At 40.5% G+C, this 22,451-nt stretch carries 32 protein-coding genes; 16 read left to right on the top strand and 16 right to left on the bottom strand.

Going from position 1 to position 22,451, the window contains the following annotated elements; all coding sequences use genetic code 11:
- Positions 1–6: 6 nt before the first annotated feature.
- The 14 genes from CWC02_RS08555 to CWC02_RS08490 form a co-directional block, all read right to left on the bottom strand.
- Positions 7–450: a hypothetical protein gene (locus CWC02_RS08555; RefSeq protein ID WP_138617670.1), complete on the bottom strand. Its 444-nt coding sequence runs from the start codon at positions 448–450 to the stop codon at positions 7–9.
- A gap of 387 nt (positions 451–837) precedes the next feature.
- The gene (locus tag CWC02_RS08545; protein WP_138617666.1) at positions 838–1,065 is read right to left on the bottom strand and encodes a hypothetical protein; all 228 of its coding nucleotides are present in this window, start codon (positions 1,063–1,065) and stop codon (positions 838–840) included.
- 11 nt (positions 1,066–1,076) lie between these two features.
- Positions 1,077–1,241: a hypothetical protein gene (locus tag CWC02_RS20750; protein WP_171043830.1), complete on the bottom strand. Its 165-nt coding sequence runs from the start codon at positions 1,239–1,241 to the stop codon at positions 1,077–1,079.
- Positions 1,238–1,429 carry a hypothetical protein gene (locus CWC02_RS08540; RefSeq protein WP_138617664.1) on the bottom strand — a complete coding sequence of 64 codons (192 nt, stop codon included), beginning with the start codon at positions 1,427–1,429 and terminating at the stop codon, positions 1,238–1,240. Before CWC02_RS08540 ends, CWC02_RS20750 begins: the two co-directional genes overlap by 4 nt.
- Positions 1,416–1,667 carry a hypothetical protein gene (locus tag CWC02_RS08535; protein ID WP_138617662.1) on the bottom strand — a complete coding sequence of 84 codons (252 nt, stop codon included), beginning with the start codon at positions 1,665–1,667 and terminating at the stop codon, positions 1,416–1,418. The genes CWC02_RS08540 and CWC02_RS08535 overlap by 14 nt, the downstream gene beginning before the upstream one ends.
- A gap of 9 nt (positions 1,668–1,676) precedes the next feature.
- Positions 1,677–2,084: a Mor transcription activator family protein gene (locus tag CWC02_RS08530; protein WP_063705226.1), complete on the bottom strand. Its 408-nt coding sequence runs from the start codon at positions 2,082–2,084 to the stop codon at positions 1,677–1,679.
- Complete coding sequence (locus tag CWC02_RS08525) at positions 2,081–2,278, bottom strand: hypothetical protein (protein WP_138617660.1); 198 nt, start codon at positions 2,276–2,278, stop codon at positions 2,081–2,083. The genes CWC02_RS08530 and CWC02_RS08525 overlap by 4 nt, the downstream gene beginning before the upstream one ends.
- Positions 2,279–2,677 carry a phage protein GemA/Gp16 family protein gene (locus CWC02_RS08520; protein ID WP_138617658.1) on the bottom strand — a complete coding sequence of 133 codons (399 nt, stop codon included), beginning with the start codon at positions 2,675–2,677 and terminating at the stop codon, positions 2,279–2,281.
- The gene (locus CWC02_RS08515) at positions 2,674–3,033 is read right to left on the bottom strand and encodes a hypothetical protein (RefSeq protein ID WP_063705220.1); all 360 of its coding nucleotides are present in this window, start codon (positions 3,031–3,033) and stop codon (positions 2,674–2,676) included. Before CWC02_RS08515 ends, CWC02_RS08520 begins: the two co-directional genes overlap by 4 nt.
- Positions 3,034–3,069: 36 nt before the next feature.
- Positions 3,070–4,305, bottom strand: coding sequence for an AAA family ATPase (locus CWC02_RS08510; protein WP_138617656.1), 1,236 nt, complete (start codon positions 4,303–4,305; stop codon positions 3,070–3,072).
- Positions 4,295–5,959 carry a Mu transposase C-terminal domain-containing protein gene (locus tag CWC02_RS08505; RefSeq protein ID WP_138617654.1) on the bottom strand — a complete coding sequence of 555 codons (1,665 nt, stop codon included), beginning with the start codon at positions 5,957–5,959 and terminating at the stop codon, positions 4,295–4,297. The genes CWC02_RS08510 and CWC02_RS08505 overlap by 11 nt, the downstream gene beginning before the upstream one ends.
- A 9-nt stretch (positions 5,960–5,968) precedes the next feature.
- The gene (locus CWC02_RS08500; protein WP_138617652.1) at positions 5,969–6,877 is read right to left on the bottom strand and encodes a hypothetical protein; all 909 of its coding nucleotides are present in this window, start codon (positions 6,875–6,877) and stop codon (positions 5,969–5,971) included.
- Positions 6,878–6,995: 118 nt separating this feature from the next.
- A complete protein-coding gene (locus CWC02_RS08495) occupies positions 6,996–7,445 on the bottom strand; it encodes a hypothetical protein (protein WP_138617650.1) in 450 nt (149 codons plus the stop codon).
- Positions 7,446–7,497: 52 nt separating this feature from the next.
- Positions 7,498–7,764: a helix-turn-helix domain-containing protein gene (locus tag CWC02_RS08490; protein WP_138617648.1), complete on the bottom strand. Its 267-nt coding sequence runs from the start codon at positions 7,762–7,764 to the stop codon at positions 7,498–7,500.
- A 203-nt stretch (positions 7,765–7,967) separates the two neighbouring features.
- Here CWC02_RS08490 and CWC02_RS08485 point away from each other — a divergent pair, with 203 nt between their 5' ends.
- On the top strand, positions 7,968–8,618 hold the full coding sequence (locus tag CWC02_RS08485) for an XRE family transcriptional regulator (RefSeq protein WP_138617646.1): 651 nt from the start codon (positions 7,968–7,970) through the stop codon (positions 8,616–8,618).
- A 12-nt stretch (positions 8,619–8,630) separates the two neighbouring features.
- Positions 8,631–9,296 carry a hypothetical protein gene (locus CWC02_RS08480; protein WP_138617644.1) on the top strand — a complete coding sequence of 222 codons (666 nt, stop codon included), beginning with the start codon at positions 8,631–8,633 and terminating at the stop codon, positions 9,294–9,296.
- 54 nt (positions 9,297–9,350) lie between these two features.
- On the opposite strand, the gene CWC02_RS20825 is transcribed toward CWC02_RS08480, so the two are convergent.
- Positions 9,351–10,355, bottom strand: coding sequence for a hypothetical protein (locus CWC02_RS20825; RefSeq protein ID WP_212751475.1), 1,005 nt, complete (start codon positions 10,353–10,355; stop codon positions 9,351–9,353).
- Between the two features lie 176 nt (positions 10,356–10,531).
- Here CWC02_RS20825 and CWC02_RS08470 point away from each other — a divergent pair, with 176 nt between their 5' ends.
- Positions 10,532–11,494, top strand: a complete 963-nt coding sequence (locus tag CWC02_RS08470) for a hypothetical protein (RefSeq protein ID WP_138617642.1) — start codon at positions 10,532–10,534, stop codon at positions 11,492–11,494.
- Entirely contained in the window at positions 11,494–12,042 is a 549-nt protein-coding gene (locus CWC02_RS08465) for a hypothetical protein (protein WP_138617640.1), read from the top strand. Before CWC02_RS08470 ends, CWC02_RS08465 begins: the two co-directional genes overlap by 1 nt.
- Before the next feature lie 123 nt (positions 12,043–12,165).
- On the opposite strand, the gene CWC02_RS08460 is transcribed toward CWC02_RS08465, so the two are convergent.
- Positions 12,166–12,549, bottom strand: a complete 384-nt coding sequence (locus CWC02_RS08460; RefSeq protein WP_138617638.1) for a hypothetical protein — start codon at positions 12,547–12,549, stop codon at positions 12,166–12,168.
- 67 nt (positions 12,550–12,616) lie between these two features.
- Here CWC02_RS08460 and CWC02_RS08455 point away from each other — a divergent pair, with 67 nt between their 5' ends.
- The 12 genes from CWC02_RS08455 (at position 12,617) to CWC02_RS08395 (ending at position 22,424) form a co-directional block, all read left to right on the top strand.
- Complete coding sequence (locus CWC02_RS08455; protein WP_138617636.1) at positions 12,617–13,504, top strand: hypothetical protein; 888 nt, start codon at positions 12,617–12,619, stop codon at positions 13,502–13,504.
- An 80-nt stretch (positions 13,505–13,584) separates the two neighbouring features.
- The gene (locus CWC02_RS08450) at positions 13,585–14,715 is read left to right on the top strand and encodes a hypothetical protein (protein WP_138617634.1); all 1,131 of its coding nucleotides are present in this window, start codon (positions 13,585–13,587) and stop codon (positions 14,713–14,715) included.
- A gap of 4 nt (positions 14,716–14,719) precedes the next feature.
- Entirely contained in the window at positions 14,720–15,115 is a 396-nt protein-coding gene (locus CWC02_RS08445) for a DUF2190 family protein (protein WP_138617632.1), read from the top strand.
- 41 nt (positions 15,116–15,156) lie between these two features.
- Positions 15,157–16,092 (top strand): capsid protein, encoded by a 936-nt coding sequence (locus CWC02_RS08440; RefSeq protein ID WP_138617630.1) that lies wholly within the window; start codon positions 15,157–15,159, stop codon positions 16,090–16,092.
- 76 nt (positions 16,093–16,168) lie between these two features.
- Complete coding sequence (locus CWC02_RS08435) at positions 16,169–16,636, top strand: phage protein Gp36 family protein (RefSeq protein ID WP_063530167.1); 468 nt, start codon at positions 16,169–16,171, stop codon at positions 16,634–16,636.
- A gap of 2 nt (positions 16,637–16,638) precedes the next feature.
- Positions 16,639–17,061: a phage virion morphogenesis protein gene (locus CWC02_RS08430; RefSeq protein ID WP_138617628.1), complete on the top strand. Its 423-nt coding sequence runs from the start codon at positions 16,639–16,641 to the stop codon at positions 17,059–17,061.
- A 22-nt stretch (positions 17,062–17,083) separates the two neighbouring features.
- Complete coding sequence (locus CWC02_RS08425; protein WP_138617626.1) at positions 17,084–17,527, top strand: phage tail terminator protein; 444 nt, start codon at positions 17,084–17,086, stop codon at positions 17,525–17,527.
- Positions 17,524–17,727, top strand: a complete 204-nt coding sequence (locus CWC02_RS08420) for a hypothetical protein (protein WP_138617624.1) — start codon at positions 17,524–17,526, stop codon at positions 17,725–17,727. The genes CWC02_RS08425 and CWC02_RS08420 overlap by 4 nt, the downstream gene beginning before the upstream one ends.
- Positions 17,724–18,620: a hypothetical protein gene (locus CWC02_RS08415; protein WP_138617622.1), complete on the top strand. Its 897-nt coding sequence runs from the start codon at positions 17,724–17,726 to the stop codon at positions 18,618–18,620. The genes CWC02_RS08420 and CWC02_RS08415 overlap by 4 nt, the downstream gene beginning before the upstream one ends.
- 195 nt (positions 18,621–18,815) lie before the next feature.
- Positions 18,816–19,142 (top strand): hypothetical protein, encoded by a 327-nt coding sequence (locus CWC02_RS08405; protein ID WP_138617618.1) that lies wholly within the window; start codon positions 18,816–18,818, stop codon positions 19,140–19,142.
- A gap of 20 nt (positions 19,143–19,162) precedes the next feature.
- Complete coding sequence (locus CWC02_RS08400; RefSeq protein WP_138617616.1) at positions 19,163–19,513, top strand: hypothetical protein; 351 nt, start codon at positions 19,163–19,165, stop codon at positions 19,511–19,513.
- Complete coding sequence (locus CWC02_RS08395) at positions 19,473–22,424, top strand: tape measure protein (protein ID WP_138617614.1); 2,952 nt, start codon at positions 19,473–19,475, stop codon at positions 22,422–22,424. The genes CWC02_RS08400 and CWC02_RS08395 overlap by 41 nt, the downstream gene beginning before the upstream one ends.
- Positions 22,425–22,451: the final 27 nt, after the last annotated feature.

Below are 22,451 nucleotides of genomic sequence, written 5' to 3'. Positions count from 1 at the left end.
GTGTCCTTACGGGTAAAAAACTTTAATGCCGATCCACGTAGGTGTGCGAACGTCGAAATGGAACCAACTCACATCGCCCTCGATGGCTGTGATGTAAGGAAATTCTTCAGGGTGAGCTAATACGTATTCACGTACCTGCTGAGCGGTGTAGTTTTCAAAACTACAATCAAAGGCTTTACCTAGTTTGTGTTGGCTGCGCTTTGCGCCAATTGGGCAGTCTAACGGTCTATAGCCGCGTAAGTGGTTAGCACCACCCCATAGCCAGTTATTTACTGTGCATGGGCCAAACTTATCACGCAGCTTTTGCAGCATGCGTAAGGCTCTTTCATCAAAAAAGTTTAAAAGAAAAAGGGGATCGTCTTTAAAAAGATTAAAGACATTTTCAGGCACTATTTCCTGAAATAAGAAACTAGGTGCAGTTGGGACTTTAACTCTTATTTTGGCCGCCATGTTGAGTCCTCAGATTAGTTAATCGTTGTTTAATTAGGACGTAACAGGCAGGCAAAGGAGTTTTCCGCGTTGGCTTTTGGTTAGCTGGGTTTAATAGCTCTTTTACGCGTGTGCGTAGTGCTGGCAAATCTTTTAACGGGCAACGGCGTGATATAGCGATTTGCTCGTTTTTAGACTTGGCCGACACAATAAGCTGAGCTAATAACTCAATAAATGGCGCATGCACTGTTTTTGTCATGCGTTAAGTAAATCAATTTAGAGGGGGGCATTCCGCTGTAAAGTTGTTTTCAGCGTTGTATTTTGCGGGTGTCTTATTAGGTTAAAATGAAAAGGCTTGCCATTACAATAGGGGCAAGCCAATTAATTTAAATTAGGTTTAAACATGGTTTAAATCAGTTTAAGAATTTCGTCTAATAAATTTTCTATCTCTGCTTGATACAAAAACTCATACTCTTCACGCAGATATTCAATTTTTTCTCTTGCTATGTCATTTTGCTTTAATTGGTCATTAAAGCTAACTTTACTTAGCTTACCACCATTGATGTCCATACCACCTGATATAGGAGGGGCTTCACCTTCAAATTTTACTACGTAAGTTTGGTATTCAGTCGCCATACATTTCTCACTTAAATCTTATTTGTTAATTCAATACCAGCATTAAAGCCAATCCACATTGCGTTGATTGTTTGGCTTGAGTATCCATTTTTTACGTCAAACGAAAGCCCTCTTAAGTGAACAGGACCAAACTGCGTAATTAGCCATTTTTCAAAAAGCTCCTTGTGTTCCATCATTTACCCTTAATTTCTCTATACGCTTCGTGATATTCGTCCATTAACCCTGTTGTTGTTAGGCCAAATAACTTGCGTTGGTTTATGTAGCGGTTTAATAGGTTTAAACCAAATTCAAGTTGCCACTGCTTTGGCTTTTTTCCTCCACTGAGTTGCAAAGCAGTGAGCAACACAAAGTTATTGTTTTGCATGACCAAGCGAAGGCGGTACTTGAGCGCGTACTTCGTCCTGTGTCGCTATCTTGAAAAAACCAGCACCACAATGCCAACAGGTAGACAATGTGTCCCATATAACACCTTTTGGTGGTTGTAAGGTTCTAAGCTCCTTACTGCAGCACGGGCATTTAAAAGTAATAACAGGTGTACCACGAGCCGATGCCTCGCTAAAATACTGCTCAGCTTCATTTTTTAAATCAGAAATAGATTCCATGATGATCCCCTATAAACTTAAATTTAACTGTGTTTCGCCTACACGTTCTTGTTGATACGTGCTGTAAATACTGCTTACTTGCTGGCGCGTGATCTTAAAACGCTTTACCAGCTGCTGAATGCTGCAGGTTTTATTATCAAGCGCGTAGCAAATCTCTTGGTTGCGAATTTGCTGAAGTACTTTATGCAGCATTGGCATTTGGTAATGCTTGTTTTCGTATTCATCAACCAGGGCTTGTACTAACTCAATACCAAAAATCTTAACTGCCTCATGGTTAGCTGTTGGCTTACGGGGTATATAAAACATTTGGCCCTGGTGTTCAGTAAGTAGCGCTATCGTTTTATCGACACCTAGAATTTCAACAAGCTTGCGCAAGCCATAAGGCAATGCGCGTAAATCTAACTCAGGTTTGTTCATGACTGTTCATCCCATAAGTAGTCAAGGCCGTATTCTCGATCGATTGCGCGCTGTTGATGGTAGGCTTCCACATCACGGCGAATACGGCACTTACGTTTGTCTTCAGCTTTAACTGGGCGCTTACTTTCCATCTCGCTATAAGGCTGTTTACGCGGGTTGATAGTAAAGTTTTGATAGTCTTGGTAATGAGCCATTTAAGCCCCCTGCTTTGCTTTGTGGCGTGCTAACCATTGTTTAAGTACTTCAATGATGTGCGGCCATTGCTGTGCGCTTTGATACAGCTTTTTACCTTGTAAGTGGTTTTCACAAAACGACTCACAAGCGCTTTTAGAGTCAACGTTAACTGCACCGGCTCTGTGTAATTGCCCCCACAGGCTATAAATCATTTTAAGCTGTGGTGGTAATTGCTTTTTCCCTGCGTTCGGGTTCATTGCACGGTAACGAGCAAGCAGCTGCTGTTGTTCGAGCTTTGTTAAACCAGTACACGTGTTAGTGCGTTGGTTAGAAATATACGCAACATTAAGTTGGTGGGTATCTTGATCGATACCCGCCGCCTTTTGCGCAATTTTGATTTGTTGGATCAAATTATTCACGCGCTTTCCTCCAACATTTGAATTTCAAAGTGAGGCGATGCCTCTAACGAGATAATCTTAATTCCCCAGTCTTTCATGCCTTCAGTAAAAATAAGCGGGAACTCTCGACAAATAGTGTTAAAGCGGCGCGCGGTATGCGCTGGGCCATTCACCTCATGAACATGGTGAATGCTAAAAAGCTTATCTGCAGCCAGTGTGGCAAAGGCCGCTTTAATGTTGCCGTTGCATTTGTCGATTAGCTCACCTTGTGGGTCTTTCTTAGCTAAAAGAGCAAGCATTACTGCATTAGTCACTAAAGAGCTAAACGCAAGCTCAGCTGAGTAACGTGGTGTGTTTAATTTGATTGAAAATGCCATGATTTAATCCTTCTTTAAATGGAATTTAAACAGCGTTTAAACTGCAGGTTTGTTCAGTACAGAGCTAAAAATGCCGTTAATAAGTAACTTATCGATTGCGACACCAGGCTTTTTGTTGGCATGATTTAAAACATGCGGTAATAGGTTTTCGACAAGCTCGCGAGCATTACCTTCAACGCGCTTATGCAGCCATTGCCACCAACTAGCATCGTCATTAGCAAGCTTTACGATGCCCTCGGTTAACTCAACAAATAGGGTCTTGATATCTTCAACGGTTACTTGGCCAATAGGTTTGGGCCAAAAGCACACGCGGCTTGCAATGAGTTCGTAGCGTTCTTGAGTTTGTAGCTTGTCGACTAGTTGAATATTGCCAACGAGGGTTACACCAACAATAGCTTGGTCACTGATAGTGCGTAACGGGTCAAGCGCATTAGGTTTGCACTTATCAGCTTCGTCTAAGATGATCAGGCGGTCTGTATCACGCAGTGCCATAATGATCTTTTGCATATTCTTATAGGCACTTGGGCAACGAGATAAGCCCAAAGCCAAAATCAATTGATCGAGCACCTGCGCACTGCTGGTTTGTTCACTGCCAGCAATTAAAATGGCTTCTTTATTATGGCGACAATATTCATTAATGCCCTTAGTCTTACCAAGACCTGCTTGTCCTGCGAATACACTAAAACGGCGACGCTGCCTTGCTTGGTCACACGCCATTGCAATTAACTTAGATGTGCTTGTAGGAATAAACGGCACCTTGCCATACACAATGCTGACATGCTTACGTTCTTCTGTTTGTTTTGATTGTTCAAGCTCTGCAGGTGAAATAAGGCCCCAAATATCATGTAAATGTTTGCTTGGGTTCGCGCCATATTTCCCGTTTAGTAATTGGCTAATTGTTGCAGCGCTTTTACCCATACTTTTAGCAATGCTTGCACTGGTAATGTTTTGGTCGCGCATTTCTGGTGACTGTAAACGCAAACAAATACGTGTACACAACTCCCTATCTGCCTTTGAATACGCTTTATTAAAGCCATTTCGTTTTTGAATTTCTTCAATGCTGGCAATATCAAAAAGCTCAGACCAGATAACATCAATAACCTTTTGTGGATTAATGGTACATTTGAATGTCAGGGCTTCTTTAATCGATTGCAGCGCAAAACCACAGGTTAGCTTTTCTGGTGTTAATCCAAGCGTATCCATTTCTTGGTTGATTAGTTCAACACGAAGAGTTTGCTCGTCGGTGTAGGTAAATGGGATTTTATAGCTCATAGCTTTGTTCCTTGCGTGTAATTGGTTGTTCGAGTAATTCGTCTAAGTCAATTTCGTGCTGTGGTTTAGTCGGTGTTACGTCAAACTCAAACACGTTAACCTCTGTTTGATGGGCAATAGCTGGCGCTACCGGAGCTGCTAACTCTTCAACAGCTTTAATATCGATAATGCGTGTATTTGTTTCTTGTGCTTCTACTTCACGGCGCTTGGTATCTAAGCGTTTTAAACGGCCAATACGGCGTTTGCTTTCAGCCTGTTCGATACGTGATGTTGGCACGGCATGTGACTTAATTTTAAGGTTGGCAAACATTAAGAACTCGCCGTTTAACTTATAAAGCTTGGTGTAGCTATCATCGTGTAAGTCGTATGCGGCTATAAGTTCTTGGCCATTGAACTGGTGCAAGTAATCAGCACTGTAGTCACGTTGATGTAAACGAAAACGACCACGGCGAATATTCACTTTTTCACGCGGTAGCATGACAAAATCGTCCTCTACTGGTGGTACACGCTCTATGCCTTCATCCCACACTTGCTGGCGGGTTTTCCCCTTAATTTCTGGGTGTTCGCTGTTGTGGTAATCATTTAAAAAGGATTTAAATTCATCAATCCATTCATCAACTGTGGGTAGGTCGCGTTTACCCTGCTTAGCCTCTTTTAAGATAAGTTGTTTATGACGGTCATCATGATCACGCCCACAGTAAGTGCTAAAACGCTTTCCTACGCGGTCTTCCATGTGTAAGAAAAAGCGCTCTATCCACTTAACTCGTGCATTACCAGGTATCGCAAAAATAACGTCGATTTCGAACTGAGCGTAAAAGCCGGTTGTATCGTCGTTCATTAGCTTATTTTTGTAGCCAGAGCCGTTATCTAGATAAAACATGGCGGGCACATTGTTGTGTACTTTAATAGCGCGGCTAATCGCAGAAAGCGTATCTAGCGTACTTTCGGCATAGCCAAGCTCCCAACCAACAATGCAGCGGCTGCCAACGTCTTGAAATGCTGTAAGCTCAGCGCGGTATGGCTTGCCTGTTTTTGGGTGCGCTAAGTAAACATCAAGCGTATGGCCATCGCCGTTATATAAAACACCGGGTTTAATATTTTCTGTTGAGCGCAATAAATGATCTTTATGTTTTTCACGGTATAACTTAGCACCCATACGGTAAGGGCTTTGTGGGCCAAGTTCGTGTGGTAAGCCATTTATAAAGCGGCGAACTTGATGATGTTCAGCTTTATAACCTTCTTTGTTTAATTGGTCTGCCACCTGCGCAAAGCTAGGGCTATTTGGGCTGTGATAAAGTTCTAAACAACGTGAAAGCCAGCTGTATTGTGTTTGAGCTTTGCCTTTGTGGTTAGGCAGCAAACCATTAATGCCATTTTCTTTGTAGGCATTACACCAGTTATAAACTGTTGCGCGACCAGGCAAACGTCCTAATGAATCAATGGCTGATGTCAGCGAATTTATTGCGGTGTTACCACGGTATTCAGCCACCAGATTTGCAAACGCATTAGGCAAGCCACCTTCTTGTGTTAATAAGTGGCGCACCAAAACAGCTTTACATTGGGCTTTTTTTCGAGCTGTTTCACTGGCGTTCTGCCATGTTAAATCGTTGCCAATACTTGGTAGCTGGTTAAATTTTTGAACTGCAGGATGCATTAGTCTCTCCTACTCGCGGGTTTTAATACGGTCGTTAAACATGGCTAGCATGTATTCACGGTTAGCTTGTGCGTCTTGCCACTCGTCTTCGGCAAAGTGCGGAATTTGCTCAGCACCCGTTAGGTTTTCTGCGCCAAATTCATCACTAAGACGATTAAGCATGTGGCCAATGCGTTGCTGAATACCCAGCCATAAATGCCACGTAGTTTGAGCGCCACCAACACGGTGGTTTGGGTCAAGGTCACGGCTAGTGCATAGCTGTTCAACCAAGCCTATAAACTCTTCCAGTGATTCATTGACAATGGCGCTATGCGAATAAGCACGTTGGCGAACCTGAGCAACCAGCATAGGTAGCTCGTACATTTGCTTAGGAGCTTTTACTAGTCGCTCATTTTCAAGCGCGTTAATTAGCGTGGCTGTTTGCTCTTCAAGCTCAGTGTGCTTTTCTTTAAGCTTGCGAATTTCTTTGCGAAACTCTCGTACTGATAAGTCATTCAGTGTTTCTAGGTCGTCTTCGTCAAGTGCTTCAACCGTTTCAACAGGTAAGCGAGCCATTTCAATAAGCTTGCTTTTATTCATATTCAAAAGTGCAGACGTCTGCACTTTTGATTCAGGAAGCGCTAAAAACATCTTAGAAACGGCCATTGCATTAAATGCATTACGGCGCGGAATACCATATTCTTTAAGCTTTTTATCAAACTCACCATGTTGTGAATGTGACTTAATACTCAAATAAATTAATCCACGCTTTGCGGAATCGATTAATGCTTGCTCTTCCATACGAACAACCAGTTGCCATGCTTCATCTACTGAATCAGGCATAACTAATTGAATGTGCCCTGCCATCTTTTCTATTTTGGCGGTGAGCTGTTGTTGCTCTTCGGGGCTAAAAATTTGCTCTGCTAAATCAGTGCTCATATTGCCCTCCGTTGTGTATAATTCGACCATTTTTACAAAAAACAGACGGTTCTTGGTCTTTGATTGTCATTGCTTTAAGCCTTAAATGAGTTTTGTAACGCGTGGTGTAATGGTGCTGTCATTCTTCAGAACTATCGGTAAGTAACGACTCTGCTATGTAGCGTTGCATAGCGGTTCGTTCTTCGATTTCCATCTGAAGTTCTGCGTGTTGCTGTAGTAGTTGAGCGCGTTGATCAACGGCTTTATATAAAATGGGTTTAAGTAAAACATTGGCAGGTTCTGTAGAGCGAACTGCATAGCACAGGGCTGGCAAGTAATGCATAGGCATAAAGTGAGGTTGGCTTGGCGCTAACCACTTGTTTAGTTTTGCTTGATCTACATCGCACTCTTGGGCGCGTAATGCGTCATTCATACGGTCTGCAATAACTGGGCGGCTGAAACCAGAACGCTTCATTGCTGAGCATACACTATGAATAAACAAGTTATAGATATCGCAGTCTGGTGCTACATCGGCTTCAAGTATGCTTTTAGTTAGCTGATTTTGTTGTGCTTTAGTGAGCTGTTCCATGGTAAAAATCTCTTGCAAAATTACTTTGATTTATTGCTCTTTTTTGCCAATGCTATTGATCGCTGGCTAAGAGTTCTTTAAGCGCTTCTATCTTCTTTGTTCGGCTATCTTTGTTTCGGTGATAGGCCTTAACATTTGGGAAAATTTCTTCTACTGACTTACCAATAATTTTGGAGATTGCAGATGCAACTTTGTAAGACGAGGTGTGTTGGTACACCACACTACTCACGTGAGAGAGGTTTAAACCCAGTGCTGCAGCAAGGATCGAAAGTGAATAACCTTTTTCATCAAGGGCTTGTTTAATTTCTTCAGGTTTCATTGTAAAGTACCTTTTGGTTTTCATTCTCTTTTCTGTTCTTTGGCGAGATAAAAAGAGAATGTGTTTGTGAATATGTGATGAGTTTAGTTTCAATATATTGAAACTGTCAACACTATAATTTCAGTATTTTGGCACTTTTTATTTCAATATTTTGTATCTTTTTGAAATTTGGTGTTATTTTAGATAGAAGAAAGTTTCAATAAATGACAACTTATTTACGAGATGAACGAAACAGGTTAGGTCTAACTCAACAACAAGCAGCTGAAGCTATTGGTGTTGGAAAAACTACTTTATTGAGATGGGAATCCGGATATCCTATTCCTTCAGACAAGTTAATTGCCCTATCTGATATCGGATTTGATGTAACTTACGTCCTAAAAGGTGTTAATACTCCATCAGCTGTATTAGAGCCCACTAAAACTGATTTAATAGCAGTTCCGCAATATGATCTTGCTGCAAGTGCTGGTGGCGGAGCTTTAGTTATTGCTGAGCACCCTATCGCGCGATTTGAACTATCAAAACGCTGGCTAGAGCAACATAACTTACACAACAAAAGGCTTACTGTAGTGCCCGTTCGTGGGGACAGTATGGAACAAACCCTGTATGACGGTGATTTAACACTTGTTTCGTTAGTTGATGATCTAGCAGAAGCTCGTGAAGGTGTTTGTGTACTTCGTTTTGATGATGAGATTTTCGTAAAACGTATTCAGTACGACTTCAAAAGTAAGGGCTACAAAGTCACCAGCGACAACACAGCCTACTCAAGTTTCTTTGTTGAGGTAGACGATATCGAGTCAGGCCGCTTCACAGTTCTTGGCCGAGTAGAGAGAGTTTTACAAAGGACTAAGGTTTAAATACTAATAACAATGAAAAGTTGGCTCAAAAATAACAAAATATACTTTGAAACTTTGGCTCCTGTGTGTATTAGTCTCGCAGCCCTTTTTGTTGCATTGGCGTCTTATAAGTTAGCTGATCAACAATTGATATTGTCTGCTATTAATGTTGAACCAAACTTCTACCTAAAAGAGACGTATTTATATGATCCGGTAACCAAAAGTTCGCACAAGACAGAGTTAAGCATATACAACTCAGGTGAAGGTATAAGTAATTTTACAGAGAATGTAAATTCACTATTAGTTATTGAACACTTCACTGATACAGGAAAAACTTTATCATATATACCGATAATTGGTTATTACGATACCAGTTTCACTTCAACTGAACCGAAAGGGGAATTAGCAATTGTCACAGGCTATGATAATAACGCTAAGTTTTCTGATATATATTTTGAGTTTCAAAAATCTCAACTAAAGGATAAATATGGTTTTGTTTTTATTTCATTGAAGCATGCGACTAAGATCACTTACACCAACAAACTGGGAGTTGCAGGTGAAACATTTTTCATAGGAACAAAACCGGTTAACTCTATCAAGTATCGAGAGTTTATGAGCCGTTGGAATGCAAATGAATTTATTGACTTAGATGATTTATCTCTTAGCGATATTGAAGAAAAGCTACAAACTAAGCGATAGTTTTGCATATGAACATTGATATCAGCTCAGTATTTATCAAAAATGGTTTTGGAGCTATTGCTTTTTCGCTTTCTCATTTTTTATTTGTGTGTAGGTAAGCCGACAATCGTCTATAAAGTTTTTATATTGGTAACCAGTATCCTTTTCTGTATGCATCTTTATCTGACTTTGCTTTATCCATAAATTTAGAATTTCGATAAGATGAGATTGCCTATTAAAAGAAAAAAAATGGTTGTATTTTGAATCTCCACTATCCAGCAAGCTTCGTTGTAGTGCCAAAATTTCTGTTATCAACTCAATGACCTTTGTTAGTGAGGAATTAAACATAGAATAATGCTTGATACCAATTACATCACAAAGTTCTTTTAAAACATTTTCAAAAGTTGATAAAAGAATGATGATTTTTACTTTGTATGAATTAGTTCTCATACAAATATCAGGTAAAAATTTGTTATCTTTATCATCAATAATGTACTTAATTATTTCATATTTCATTTTGTTTATATTAGGCTCTTTAGCAATAGCAAAAACTTTTTTTTCAAAGTTAATGAAAAAGGTAAAGATGTAATCAACACGGTTTTGGTCGATTGTGTTATGAGCATCGTCTTTTGATTTTGGTTTAAGGTAAAAGCGACAATAAATTGAGGTTGCATCGTTTGCTCTGATTAATTTGAACCCACCATTATTAATTGCAGCTTCAAATTTTTCTTTAAACAACACAAGTTCCTTGTGGTAGAGATCTAATTTATGTTCATATTCTTGTCGTTCAATATTCCTTTTTTGGTAGTTCAAATTTTCTTGAAATTGAATAGCTCTAAAGTTAGCTGCTGCAAGTGTTGCGAATGGAATTGCTGAACCCATAATCCATAATGGAACTGACATATAAGTTAGGAAGGTTTCTAGTGACTCTTTACTAGGCCTCTCAAAAGACAAGTTATCGTTTTGCCAAATTAAGATCATTAAGGTGCAACCTAAAGCAAGCGGCACTGCTAGCGCTATCTGGAAGTATTTATAATTGAACACACTTCGGACTTTTTCTTTTTGGTTGTCTTTAGCCATGATTATTCTCTCCTTGATATTTAAAGAGAAAAGTAACAGATAGCACTCGTATGTAAAGTAATTTGCTCTACCAACAAATATCACAAAGTTATATTTTGTTAATAATTTGTTCAGTTTGGTTTTTTCTAAAGCATTTTTGATTTAAGGTATGGTTTCCAAAAGTTAGAGGGAACTATATGAAAGTACGTATTTTGGGATTCAGTATTGATCCAACCGACAAACCTAGCCTTGATGATTTAATGTCTCATATTGAGGCTACTCCTATCGATACCAATAAAGAGAATGAAGATCGAGGTGGACGTTTAGTTTTTGTTAATTCTAACGCTCATGATGATTATCACGTAGGCTTAGTTATTACAGCAAAAGACGCAAAAACATACTGTCAGTTGAAAAAAGATGCAACTGGTGCCATGAAACTTGTGGTGTCTGATCTTGATCCAGATGCTAGTCTGATGGAATTTAATTTTTTCGTGATAAAAAAAGATAATGGTATTGGCCTTTACCAACATTATCACCAATCTTGTAGTATGAACGGAACAATGAAGCTACTACAAAAACAATTTAATATTGTAGTTAGGCAAAAAGTAGATGAAGCGAAAAAGCATTACATTAAAACAGAGGAACTATCTAAAAAGAAAGCAACGACTAAGGCCAATAAAGAATACAAAGACCGCTTTAAATGGCAAATGCTTGTTAGTGAAGAAAAGTTAAATAAAATCCTTGAACACATGAAGCGAATTAAAGCATTAGAGTTAAGCTTCTCTACTCTTGAGGTCGAGGCAGATGAGTTTAGAGGGTTAAAAGATCATGTTGTAAAAAACACACAACGATTTCTTTTTAGCCAGGAATCAAGATTTACAGATTTATTAAAAAACGTCATAACCTGTGTAAATGATTCTGAAGCTGATTCTGGCCGAGTAATTGCCATTGATATAAATGATAATGAGCAAACTTTTGACATATCAGAAAACTTAGACATTTTTGGCGTCTATGAATTTGATGATGTCACGAAAAAAATTGACTCGCTTGATATCGATGACTTTGCAGATAGCTGGATGATTAAAGAGTTAATTAACATTTGCAATGAGCGTTCAGAGTACTTTAAAGCTAAAATTAGGAAAAAACAAAGGAGCAGATAATGGCTGGTAAAAAAGTTTTATTTTGTTGCTTTATAGTTTCGCTCGGTATTATTGCTTCTATTTTTGGATTTACTATTTGGTTAGATTTAGACCCGAACAAAGTTGTAAAATTTTATCAAGTTAACATTAGAGGTAGCTTATTTGCTGGGCTTTTGACGTTAGGTGGATTTTTACTCTCGTTAAAAACCTTCATCATTGTTAAGTTAAAAGAAAATGTATATGACCATGATGAATATGAAAAGCGTTTTAAAGAACGAAGTAAACTAAAAAGTGGATTGGTATTTTATGCACCACTAAAGAACCTTAGCGACTTTTTATTTTGGACTGTAGCAAGTTGCATTGGTGCTGCAATAACTCAATTAACGTTTGGTTTGTTTAATTGCTATTACACAACTCTTTTTGCTTTACTGACAGCTTTATTTGCATTGAGTGTTTTGGTGTATTCCTTACATCTTATAAAGCAGTGTTTAAACGACTGGTTTGAGTTTTTAGACCTTGCACGAGAAACAAAGATAGCAGAATCCTCAAAAGATAAAGACTCAGATTGAGTCTTCTTTCACAGTCCTATTTTAAGAGCTTGTAATAGAACTAAGCCACATTGGCTTAAGTAAGTGTAGTTTAAACACTTACAGTTCGATTTAAACGTGTTTTAAACATGGTTTGAATCTAATTTAAAGTACTGGATTTTCATTCTGGTACTTTTCCCATGATTCAGCGAATTTTGCTTTAGCATTATCAAACACTATTTTCTCTTTGTAACTGACCGTAATGAGCTTTTTCTGTTCGATTTGAATTCTTGCTAAAGCCATAAACTCTTCATCATCTATAACTTTGTCTCTATAAGACTCCGAAAGCTTGTTTATGAACTCAGTATTTGGGTTGTTTTTTAATTGCTCTGCTAATGCTATGTAGAACTCAGCTAAAGCTTCATCTGGATTCTCTGAGTAATATTTGCTGTCGTTGGTGATATAAACGTGAAGATTAAGTGCTATGTATAAAATTAACGCTGGAGCAGCAAGACCGTAAAGCACTTTTCGTGGGATATTAATTTTCATAACCATTCCTTGGTTGTTTGTAGCTTTTTGAATATAGTATGAATATCTTAAAGTTTAAAGGAATATCATGTTCTACTTAGTAAAAGGTTGGAACTCATTAAAAAATATTTTCAGGTATCTTTTTGGTATTCATGAGGATAAGGCATTACATCAAAACTGGATTTTTTGGATTGTGGTACTAGTTCCACTTGGTGTCGTCTGCTGGTTAATGTATACATTAACTCAAGATCTAATTTCTGATGGGCTTTACAATCCACGTGTATCATCTGAGTCACTAGCTTCTTTTGTAAATTATTACGCATTTCCTATTACAATGCTTACAGTCCCTCTTACTTTAGCTGTTATGATTAATAGATTTCATTCGTCAAAACAAAAAGCTAAAAGCAATCGGTTAGTTGAAAAAAATAACTCTTCAAATAATTTTTTTAATCACTTTAAATATTTCGATGAATATTGTAAAAAAATAACAATGAGCACTACTAATAACAGTAAAATTATAGTAAATACTGAAAAACTATATCGAGGACTGTTTAGCGGTAGCGGTCCTGATAACTACATAACAAATATTAATATTGTGAATATAGCTCCTCTGGTAGAAAAGCTCGATAATCTTATAATTGACTATAAAAGTCACAAAGAAACAACACCTTACTATGAATCAGAAGCCTACAATGCAACGGATGATGAAAAAAACAGAAGGTTAAAAAAACTTTTTAACTTCAATTATGATTTTTTGGGATTGAAATTTTCAGGAGGTATTAGTAATGATGCAATATTATACAGAGAAATTAGTCACTTGTTTGAACAACTTGTATATATAGTAAACTTTATTGGTGTAAGTAATACAGATGAAGTTCTTTTAGAGATAAAAGAAAAAAAGCGATTGTTTGAGTACAAGTACTTTGAAATATATGAAACTGAAGATTCCAATATTTCTCAAAAGCTTAAAAAATAAATGTAAACCCTTTTCCAGCAGTACCTTTCTCTATCAATTCATAAACTAAGTGCCAATTACTCGTTTTTGGCACTTAGAACATGGCACACAAAGCAAATACCAATACACAGTTCGATTGGTTTGAAGTTTTTAAAGCTGGCACCCAAACAGACAGCAAAGGCGTTACTAGCGAATTTAGTGAAGCCGATTTAAATAGCGTTGTTGCTAACTTTAAGCCTAAAACCGCCCCACTCGTTATTGGCCACCCAACCATGGAATCACCCGCTTGGGGCTGGGCCAGTGAATTAAAAGCCGTAGACGGCGTACTTTACGCTAAAGCAGATGAAGTAAGCAGTGAGTTTGCTCAAGCCGTTGAAGATAAGCGATACCCTAACCGCTCAGTTAAATTAGAAAAAGTCGAAAACGGCTACAAACTTGCCCACATTGGATACTTAGGTGGCAAGCCTCCTGCTGTTGACGGTTTAGCCTGGCAATTTAACCAGGATGAGAATGCCGACACCCTTACCTTTGAATTTGCTGCCGGTGATATGGACAGTATATCGCTACGCACATCAAACACCCTCACACGCCTTATGGGCAATTTACGTAACTTCATTACTGATCGTTTTGGTAGTGAAGCGGCAGATAAAGTTGTGCCCGAATACGAATCAGAGTGGCTAAAAGAAGAAACCATTATTGCTGAGCATGAGCGAGCCAAAGGTAATGCCGAATTTAGTAAAGGTGATGATGACACCACGCCCCCAACCAATGAGGACAATGCGATGGATAAAGAAAAAAAGGCACTTCAAGACAAGCTTGATGCAGCCAATGCCAAGAACGAGCAACTTGAATACAGCCAACGTGTAACAGCTGCTAAGACGTTCATCAATGATGAAGTTAACAGTGGTGATGCACCTCGCTTAACTAACACAGATGGCGTAGCTGAGTTTATGGCAAGCCTTGGCGATGGCGACACAACGTTTGAGTTCGCTGCAGCGGATGGCGCGAGCCAAACACTTAAACCAGCAGAATGGTTTAAAGGCTTTTTAAAAGGCTTACCCGAGCAAACTGGCTTAACAAGCGAGTTTAATAAAGATGATACAAGCGACGAAAACGGCAACGACACAGCTGAAACGCTTGCTGCTAAAGCGCTTGAGTATCAAAAGTCACAATCTGACAAAGGCATTACGATTAGTATCTCGTCTGCGTTAGACCACATTAAGAAGGTATAAAACCATGGCGCAACCAGGATTTATTAGAAACTTTTCGGCTGTTTCAGCAATTGCAGCGAATCGCCTTGTAGTTGTATCAGCACTTGAAGATTTTCATGTTGCTGCTGCAACAGATGCAAGCGCGGTATTTGCTGGCGTAACAGAGCAAGGCACTGATAACCACCTTCGTGTTGATGTAGTGATGACACAAAGTGCCCCTGTTGAATTTGGTGGTGATATTGCAGCGGGTGACTTAATTGTTGCTGATGCTGAAGGTAAAGCCATTGCATTGGATTTGGCCGACTATGTAGGTGAAACCCAAATTCATGTTGCTGGCTGGGCAATGGAAACCGGCGATGCTGGCACCATTGGTGACATCTTTTTAGCGCCGCAACTCATTGCGACGATTCCAAGCGCGTAAGGCGCTTGGGTTAACTTAATTTCATAAAGTGAGGAATTGCCATGAGTAATGGTATGCCATTTACACCCGATACAGAGCAAACGGCCATTGCCATTGCTTATAAAAACAAAAAGCTAATTGCTGACCAATTAGCCCCCTATTCGCCTGTTGGTAAACGTGCATTTAAATGGACTGAGTACAATAAAGGCGACAAGTTTACGTTGCCAGATACTAAAATTGGCCGTAAATCGGGCCCAAATCAAGTTGAGTTCTCAGTAACGGAAAAAGAAAGCTCAGTAGTAGACCACGGCTTATCAGACATTATTCCAAATGATGATGTGGATAACGCACCAGCTAACTATAACCCGCGTACCCATGCGGCTGAAAGTATCACCGATTTAGTACTACTTGGCCGTGAGGTTCGTGTTGCAGAGCTATTTAACACCGCATCGAACTTTGGTAAGTCTGAAAGTTTATCGGCTCAAGGCTTTAAATTCTTAGATGATCCAGCACTCGATATCTTGCCGTTCTTCCTTGAAATGCTTGATGAGCCATTGATGCGACCTAATGCAATGAATATGTCGCAAGCTGTTGCTACTAAAATTCGTACGCATCCAAATATCGTTAAAGCATTCAACGGTTCAAGTGGTGATAAAGGTTTAGTGCCTTGGAGCTGGATTTTAGAGCAGCTTGAACTTGAGCATATTAATGTTGGTCAAGCTCGTTTAAACACAGCTAAGAAAGGCAAGGACATTAACTTAAAACGTGCCTTTGCTGACAACTTATCGTTTACCTATCACGACCCGCTGGCGTCGTTCCAAAATCAACGAATGACATTTGCTTTGACTGCACGTTATGGCTCGCGAATTTCTTCTAACCGCGATGTGGCTGCAGGCTTAAATGGTGGTGTAGAAGTCATGGTTGGTGAAGCAGTTAAAGAAGTGGTGATTGCCAAAGACTGCGGCATCTTACTAACGAATGTACTTAATCCGAATTAATTAACGCATTGTTCCCTGTAAAAGGCTCTTAGTCTCCAAGTTTCCTGAGAGCCTTTTTTTACTAACTGAGGCATGTATGTTTACGACAACTCAAACAGTTATAGACAAAATTGGCATTAATGTGCTGTTGCAATTTGTGTCTGCAAAATTTGCAGAGCCAGGTGCATACCCTACCCGTGACGATGTAGAAACGGCTTTACTGGGTGAACCTGAAACAGAGTTGCAACAGCAGATTGCTGCATGGTACAGCGAAGCACAAAAAGACGTTAACGCCACTATTACGGGCTTTGTAGCGCGTTTTAAGTTAACACAAGACGATATCAACACGTCGGTTTTGCCAGGCATTGCGATTGACTTAATGCACTGTGAATTGGCAACCAATATCGCCGACGAACACCTTAAAGAACTAAATAAAAAGGCCATGGCCCTATTAGATAAGGTTAGTAAAGGTGTGATCCAAATTAAGGAAGATGCGCCTGCAGGCTCAAGAACTGGGATGCGAACAAAAGCTGCAGGCTCTCAATTTGACTGGGACAGGTACTAACGATGGCTGGGGTATTTATCGATTTATCGGGTAATGCACTGCCCCGCCTGAGCCAAATTGCAACAACCAGTGAAAGAGCTACCGATGTATTGGACGATATCGGCGCATTTTTAGACATGGACGTCACCACCCGCTTTTTACGTGAAATGACACCTGAAGGGCGTAAGTGGGAACAATCTCAGGCAGCAAAAGACCGTGGCGGTTTAACACTAACCGATACACGCAGCTTAGCTGGCTCTGTTACACACAACGTAAGCTACAACACGTTAGTACATGGCCTGGGTGAAAAGTATGCCGCCATACATCACTTTGGTGGTGAAACAGGACGCAATAAAAGCGTGAAGCTGCCTGCTCGGCCAATACTTGGCATAGCAGCAATACAAGAAGCAGAAATTAACGACATCGTTGAAGACTGGTTAATTTAAAGTGAGTTTAAAGAGGGTTTAAATGTCATTTAACTTTGATTTAAACAAGGTCGAAACCGTCCTTAAACAATCTGCAATTAGAGCAACGCTTGGGTTTTCAAGTGACTTTAACGAAGTGAGAAAACGTGCGGTACATAGTTCGCACCTATTTGTTTTGCCCCTTGCTGAAGATAACCAGAACACAAACCAAGTACCAGGGCTTGATGAATACCAGGTGCATGAAACATTTGCAGTGATGATTGTTATTCCTTGCCTAACGGGCAACGCAACCAGTAATGCCGAAATTAAAGAGTTAAGAGGCCAAGTGAAAGAAGCCTTAGCCGGTTGCCAGTTTGAAGGATGGGACCCGATTAAGCTAGATAAAGGCCGCACTGTTGAGCTTAACAAAGAAACAAACAACTTAATTTATCAGTGCCAGTTCAGTGTAACTGGTATTCATACCGTAACTGTGAAGGTGATGCCATGAGCAAACAAACCGAATCGCAATCGACAAAACCAGCACCAGAAAGAGGCGTTGTTATTACAGAGCCTAAAGTGTCTCGTGCTATGGCCATTGCGACCAATGTAAACAAGGTACTTTCGAGTAACAAGGCATCTCGTACAGAGCTTGCTGGCGCATTTAACTTGAAAGATGGCGAGTTAATTAAAGTGGAGAGTAAATCATGAGCTGGCGCTTTAAAGATAAATTAATTTTAGCGGATGCCTTGGGCACCACATTAACGGGTATGCATGCAATTTACGCAAGTGAAGTTGAGCTTGCCATCGAGAACGAAAGTGAAAAAGACGAGCTAGAAACAAGCTACAGCGGTGCAAGTCTTGAAACGTTTTACGGTGAGCACATTAGCCTTAACTTTAAAACGCCTCTTGCTATGAGCGGCACGGCAGGTAATGAGCCTGCCTTTGCGCCCCTATTACTTGCCTGTGGCATGGTGCAAGTTGCTGATGCGAGTAGCGTGACATTCACCAAAGGTGCTGCTGTTGCTGTTAAGTGCTTAGTTCGCTTTGGTAAGAACACGCATGAAATAAGCGAAATGAAAGGCAATGTGAGCTTACAGCTTGAAAAAGGTAAGCCAATGCTGAACTGGCAATTTAAAGGCTTATTTAGTGCCCCTATTGCAAGTGCTGCTGCACCTGCAGTGGATTGGGACCGCTGGGTTCGTCCTGAAGTACTTGGTGTAAGCAATAGCTCTGACTTTAAGTTAAATGATGTGAAGCGAACTCTACATAAGCTGACCGTTGATTTGGGTAATAACGTGGTATTTGACCGTGCCATTAATCACGAAGAAATTATGATCACTGGTCATGAAAGCAGTGCCAACTTTACGCTTACAGCTGAAGAACTGGCAAACTTCAACCCCTTCGATGATGTTGGCAAAGTGCAGATGTTCGAATTTACGCACGGTACCGCTGTGGGTAAAAAAGTCACCATTATTGGCCGTTATCAAATGCCCCACCCTAAATACACAAGCCTTGACTCTGAATTAACAGGCTATGAGTTTGATGGAAAGCTGGTACCCAGTGGTGCGGGTTACGATGAATTAACCATCGTGTTTGAGTAATTCCATGCGTTTTCAAGCCGTCAACGTCACAAATATCGTCACAGGAAGTGTTGAATTTTACACGGTCATTGTAAAGCCAAAGGGAAAAGCGCCAAGTTACTGCAAAGATAGCAGTGGCATTCTTAAATTTAGTAGTCATAAAGCCGCAAAGGATGAGGCTAAACGACTGACTAATGCATATAAGTGAACTTAAAAATGAAATTAAAACTTTTAGAAGAATTGAAAAACGCATCAGCTGAAGCGCCGCTAAATTTTACCTTTGCGGGAGTGCAGTTCAAATTCACAGCGAAAATTAAAATTGTTGATGATAAAACGCTTGATGAACTTACGAATAAGCAAAACTCGAATGATAAGGATATTGTTCGTGAATTGCTTGTTGGTTGGGATGATTATGTAGACGAAGGCAAACAAGTGCCCTTTGCAACCGACACGCTTGAAGAAATGCTTGCGTTTCCTGGTTTAACTGCACGGTTAAGTGTTGAGTGTATTAACGCGCAATACCGTGTACAGGAAAAAAACTAAACGATGTTGCTAGGTGGTTTGTGGGCGACCTAGCAGCACAAAGCCAAACATTAGATGACGACGAAGCCCATTTTGGCGCACCTGTTAAAGCTGCGCCTAAAAACGACAAAGACGACACATTATTTGTATTGCCAGCTAATCACGTTGCAGTAATCGCTATAACTACCGCATCGAGTCAATGGCAGTTAGATAATAACGGGGTTGAGTTTGCCCTTGATTATGCCAGGGCTGATATTGCATGGCGATATGCAAACATAACACTGACCCCACCCGACTTTGACAAAGTACAAACCCTTGAGCGCACCATAATTGGATTGATAAGGCGACCTGATGAGCAACAACTTGAATTTGGCGTTACGCTTAAGTTATGACGGCAAAGCTGTTACTGCAGGTGCTCGCCAGAACGTCAACGAACTAAACAGAATTAACCAGGCTGTACAACGCCAAAGTGCAGCCAACCAACAATTAGGTGTAAGCCAAGCGGCTGTGATGCGCCAACAAGGTGCGATGACGCGCCAGCTCGGTTTAATGAATACGGCTTACGGCCAATTAGGTGCAACGCTTACTACCCTGGTGAGCATTGGTACCGCGACGATGTTTGTACGTGATACCGGTGCTGCACAACTTCTCGATACTCGATTGAAGGGCTTAACAAGCTCAGTGCGTGAATATGAAAAGGTGCAAGCCTATTTATTTGAAACGTCTGACCGACTTAATACCAGTTACACCACCCTCGCCGATTCATACAGTAAAATATTAACCCTACAAGATGCGGGGGTTGTTACCCAAGAGCAAGGCATTGCAATACTTGAAGGTATGGCCAATGCAGCCGCTAAAACAGGTGCCAGTAATGTACAGCTAGGCCAAAGCTTGTTTGGTATGACACAAGGTATGACTGCGGGTGTGTTACGTGCTGAAGAGCTAAACCAAGTCACTGAGCCAATGCCTGGCTTATTACAAAAACTCGATAAAGCAGCAGGTAAAGCCGCTGGCGGTTTTAGACAAATGGTGAACGATGGCCAAGTAACTAGCCAAATGTTCAAAAACTATTTGATCAAAGCGCTAGAAGATTATTCGGGTGCAGCTGAAGCGACTGAAGGCAAGATAAACGCAAGCTTTGCTGAAATGGGCAATGAATATCAGCGTTTAATACGTAAATATGAAGAGCCAGTAAACTTTGCTGTTACCAGTGTTGTAAGCAGTATTACCGATACAATGGCGTATTTGCGCGAGAACGAAGAGGTTGTAGACGACTTAGTATTTGCGACAGGTGCATTAGCAACAGTTCTATCTGGGCGTTTAGTGTCAAGCTTGGCTGCAAGTGCGCAAGGGTACATTGCAAACGTAGCAGCAAAGAACCAAGCAATAATTGCTGATGCTGCCCTGGCTAAACAAGCCAAGATAAATGCTATTGCTGAGCGGGAACGTGCGTTATATGAAAATGCAGCGGCAAAACGCCAACTAGCAGCTGCATCAACTGCAGGGACACGTGCAGCGGCCATTACACGTTTAGCAGCAACGAACAATAGAGCTGCCGCCTCTGAAGCAAACCTTACTGCAGCGACTAATGCCTATACTGTAGCGGCGACTAGAGCAACGATTGCATCACGAGGGTTAAATGTTGCCATGGGTTTTTTAGGCGGCCCTGTCGGTGTGATCATGACTGCTGGCCTCGCCCTTGCCTACTTTGCAAGTCAAAGCGACACATCAAGCGTAGCCGCTAAAAAGCTTGAAACAAACCTTTATGATTTATCTACTGCTTTTGACACACTTGCCAATAAAAAAGCCACTACACAGCTGCGTAATAATCAAAATGAAATCAGTAAATACAGTAAAAATATTGAAGATGCCTATAGCAAAATTGCTGATTTAAAAGCGCAACAAGACCAAGCACCAACTGGGCGTGCAGCATCTGCCTATAGCCGTCAAATTAGAAGTTTAGAGTCGTACATTGATAAGCAAACAGAGTTACGCGCTAAGTTAATGGATACGGCCACAGAGGTTGCTAACTTTGAAAAGAACTTAAGCGAGATTAAGTGGAACACACCTAAGTCTGACCAATCTGAATCTGCATCTGAATTACCAGAGAATATTAAACGGTTACAAGAGCGCTTAGCGGGTGAGGAAGCAAGGCTGAAGATCAGTTACGACAAACAGCGCCAAATGGTGATCACTGCCCGTGAAAACGATGTTGCTAATAAAGCAAAATACGATGCCATTCTTAAACAGTTAGACACAAAGTATTCTGACGATGTACAAGCGTTAGTCGAAAAGCGTGAAGCTGAAAAAATTCGTATTCAAAACCAAGCGGAAGAAAAACGTAAAAATGACTTACGCAGAGATCTAGATAATCGTATAGCGATTATTAAAGGGTTTGCTGATAGAGAGCAACTTGCTGCTTATAATAATGAGCTGCGTGTAGAGCAAGCAAGGCAACAAGCACGAGTTGATGCAAAACGCCGTGCAACTTTAGGTTTGGCTGCTAACGATGACCGTGGCGAGTTGCAATACAATGCAGATAATCAAATTCGTGATCTTGAACGTCAAACTGAATTAAATGCGGCTGCCGGCTATTATTCTCAGCGTGAAGCTGATGAGGCTGCACACCAAGAGCGTTTATTTCAAATTAAGAACCGCTATGCCGGTGCCCTACAAAGTAACATTGTTGCCTTCGCTAATTTTGAAAAACAAACTGAAGCAGATAAAGCTCAAGCTATTATTGGTTTAGGTGCTGCCACATTCAAAACCATGGCAAGCCAAAGCAAAACCGCGTTTAAGACATATAAAGCGTTCGCTATAGCACAAGCCATTATCAATACATACCAAAGTGCCACGGCTGCATTTAACTCTCTTGCAGGTATTCCTATTGTGGGCCCTGTTTTAGGTGGTGTCGCTGCAGCTGCTGCAGTCGGTCTTGGCTTACAGCAAGTTAGGCAAATTAAAGCACAGCAGCCAGCAGGTATTGCGCACGGTGGTTTAGATTACGTACCTAATGAGTCTACCTATGTATTACAACGTGGTGAGCGTGTACTAAGTCCTAAACAAAACATTGAAATTAGCCAAATGGCGCGCCGCTATAACGCAGGAACTGCTGCAGCTAATGATTCAGTTAGTCGAGGTGTTACGTTAAATATAACAAACCAAATTAACGTACAAGGCTCAGCAAATGAGCAAAGCGCTCAGCTTATTGGCCAAGACATTGCGCGTGAAGTGGTGGGTGTTGTCGTCGCAAACATTCAAAGTAATGGGGCTATTATTCGCTCTATACGCGGAGCTGCTTAGTTGTTAAGTAATTGAGATTAGTGTAAA

Origin of the sequence: Pseudoalteromonas sp. S2721 (genome assembly GCF_005887425.1) — a bacterium.
Classification (GTDB): domain Bacteria; phylum Pseudomonadota; class Gammaproteobacteria; order Enterobacterales; family Alteromonadaceae; genus Pseudoalteromonas; species Pseudoalteromonas simplex.
Note: the sequence above shows the minus strand (reverse complement) of the source record. Positions and strands in the feature narration are given on the sequence as shown.